The sequence below is a fragment of the Leptotrichia sp. oral taxon 879 str. F0557 genome (assembly GCF_000469385.1).
Taxonomy (GTDB): domain Bacteria; phylum Fusobacteriota; class Fusobacteriia; order Fusobacteriales; family Leptotrichiaceae; genus Leptotrichia; species Leptotrichia mesophila.
Genome location: NZ_KI271309.1, coordinates 1 through 2,360, shown reverse-complemented (window position 1 = coordinate 2,360; position 2,360 = coordinate 1). Strand labels below are relative to the sequence as shown.

Genomic DNA, 2,360 nt, shown 5'->3' with positions numbered 1-2,360 from the left:
AAAAAATTTGCTTTTTTCATAAATAGTGTTATACTGAAAGTAAAGGATAAATATATTTCAGGGAGGATATTATGAAAAAAATATCAATTGTAAATAACAAGGGTGGTTGTGGTAAAACAACAACTGTTTTCAATTTAGCACACTATTTTGCAAAACAGGGATTAAAAACTTTGGCAGTAGATACGGATCCACAACTTAATCTTTCCACAAATTTTGGAGTAAATGTAAATGAATTAAATTTTTCATTGGGAGATTACTTGCTTGAAAGAGCAAATGGCTTCCAACCTGAAATGCTAAATGAAAATTTATATTTAATAAGTGCAGGTCCTGAAGCAGAAAAAGATATGGAAGAATTAAAAAATCAAGGACCATATTATTACCAATTATTGAATAATTTTTTAGAAAATTTATCAGAAAATTATGACGTTGTAATATTTGATACAGCTCCAGCATTTAACGCTTATACAACTTCAGCAATTTATACTTCAAGTGTTTATCCTGTAATATTACCTGGAATAAATGAACTTTTAGGGCTTAATGCTACGATTAACTTTACACAAGGATTAGGAAAGGATATTTCAGGAATTATATTAATTAGAAAAGAAAAAACAGCATTGTCAGATCAGATACAGGAACAGTTGCAAGAAGAATACAAAGATTATTTGTTAAAAAATATAATAAGAAAAAATGTAGCTCTTTCTGAGTGCATTGTTACACATCAGTCAATATTTGACTATTCAAAAAATGCAAATGGAGCAAAAGACTATAGTAACTTAGCAGAAGAAATAATGAAAAAAGAGGGTATAAGATGAGTAAAAAATTTAATTTAGATCTTAGTAAAATTAACAGTAAAAAAGTTCCAGCAGTTGCAAAGGTTGAAAGTATTTATGATATAAATTATGAGGAACTTGATATATCGGGAATAGAAAAAGAAAAACTTATAAAGTATGAAAACGACATAACTTTCCATAAAGAAAAGTCAATGGAACATATTTTTAAATATTCAAAAGCAATATTTGAAGCCAATCAAATTTTTTCAAATAAAGGAAATGGATTTTTTGGAAAATGGATAGAAAAATTAGGTGTAGATAGGGATAGTGCAAATGTAGCAATAAGAAAATATTCCTTATACTTAAAATATCAAACTAAGGGACTTGAAGAGCCTGAAAAAGTTTTGGCATTATCTAACAGAACTGTAAAAACTTTAACAGGGCAAAAAAAAGATGACTTCAAAGAAACTGAAATTATAGAAGTAATTACATCAGATAATCCAACTTCAAAATTAAAAGAGATAGAAGAACAGAAAGAAGCAATAAAATTATCCGATATAGAAGAAAAAAGAATTTTTTTAATAAGAGAGAAAGTAAAAAGACAGCATTTGATAAAAAAAATAAGAGAAGAAATTAGAGATATTGAGGAAAAAATTAAATCTTTAAATTAAAAGTTCATAGCGACAATGACTTACAGATTAAAAACTCATAGTAGTGATGATGAAGAGCAGTTCTAAAAGGCTGCTCTTTTAATATGGAAATAAATTATTTTTACTTTGAATTTTGGCTTTAACCGAAACAACAAATTTTTACTAAATTTTTTCAGATGAAGCTGGCAGAAAAATGATTCGGCTTTGCGAAGTGGAACGCTCGCATTACGAACTCATTTTTTTGCCTGAAAAGCCCTCGGCGTTTGAGAGCTCGGCAGTAATTTTTGAAAAAAATGACAGGCGAGCCATTCATTTTTAATGAATGGAGGAGCTTTGCAAAGGGCTTTGTCCTCTTGCATTGCGACTGGCCGATGCAGAAATTGAACAGTCAAGAAACCTCCGATTTGCAAAAAAAATTGTAAAGAAGTATAATTAAAATAAATTGAAAAATGGAGAAACATTTTTTGATAAAAGGGGGAATAAAAATGGCTGAGATTTCAGCAATAAACAATTTCAAGAAATACAATTCTGGATCAGGCAGGAGCAGCATTAACAATGTAGTCAGGGAAGCATTCCGTGAACTTGAGAAGTTTAAGAACAATGTCAATCAGGAACTGACACAGTTTAACAAAATCCTTGACAAGAATTTATCTGTCCTTGAACAGCAGTATTATGATACAGAAGTTGACAGCAGGAGCAGGGATGTGGTAAGCGTCGTATCGCAGGTGCAGACAGGAAATTTTGAAGCAAGGAATGGAGTGGATTTGACATATATACTTTCCCTTGAAAAGTGGGAGCAGTATTACAAGGAAAATCTTGAGTTCTTAAATAAAAAATTTGGTAAAAATGCTCGTTGTGTATATGCAGTAATTCACTTTGATGAAAGCACGCCTCATTTGCAGTCAATGTGGACTTTTTCAGAAGAGAATAATCAGAAAGA

The 2,360-nt window shown here is 30.4% G+C and carries 3 protein-coding genes; all 3 read left to right on the top strand.

The genetic code is table 11. The features are described from left to right. Positions 1-71 precede the first annotated feature (71 nt). Complete coding sequence (locus HMPREF1552_RS04595; RefSeq protein WP_021743932.1) at positions 72-812, top strand: ParA family protein; 741 nt, start codon at positions 72-74, stop codon at positions 810-812. Then, on the top strand, positions 809-1,441 hold the full coding sequence (locus HMPREF1552_RS04590) for a hypothetical protein (RefSeq protein WP_021743931.1): 633 nt from the start codon (positions 809-811) through the stop codon (positions 1,439-1,441). The genes HMPREF1552_RS04595 and HMPREF1552_RS04590 overlap by 4 nt, the downstream gene beginning before the upstream one ends. Positions 1,442-1,905: 464 nt before the next feature. Beyond that, a partial coding sequence (locus tag HMPREF1552_RS04580; protein ID WP_196808122.1) for a plasmid recombination protein occupies positions 1,906-2,360 on the top strand: 455 nt, incomplete at its 3' end.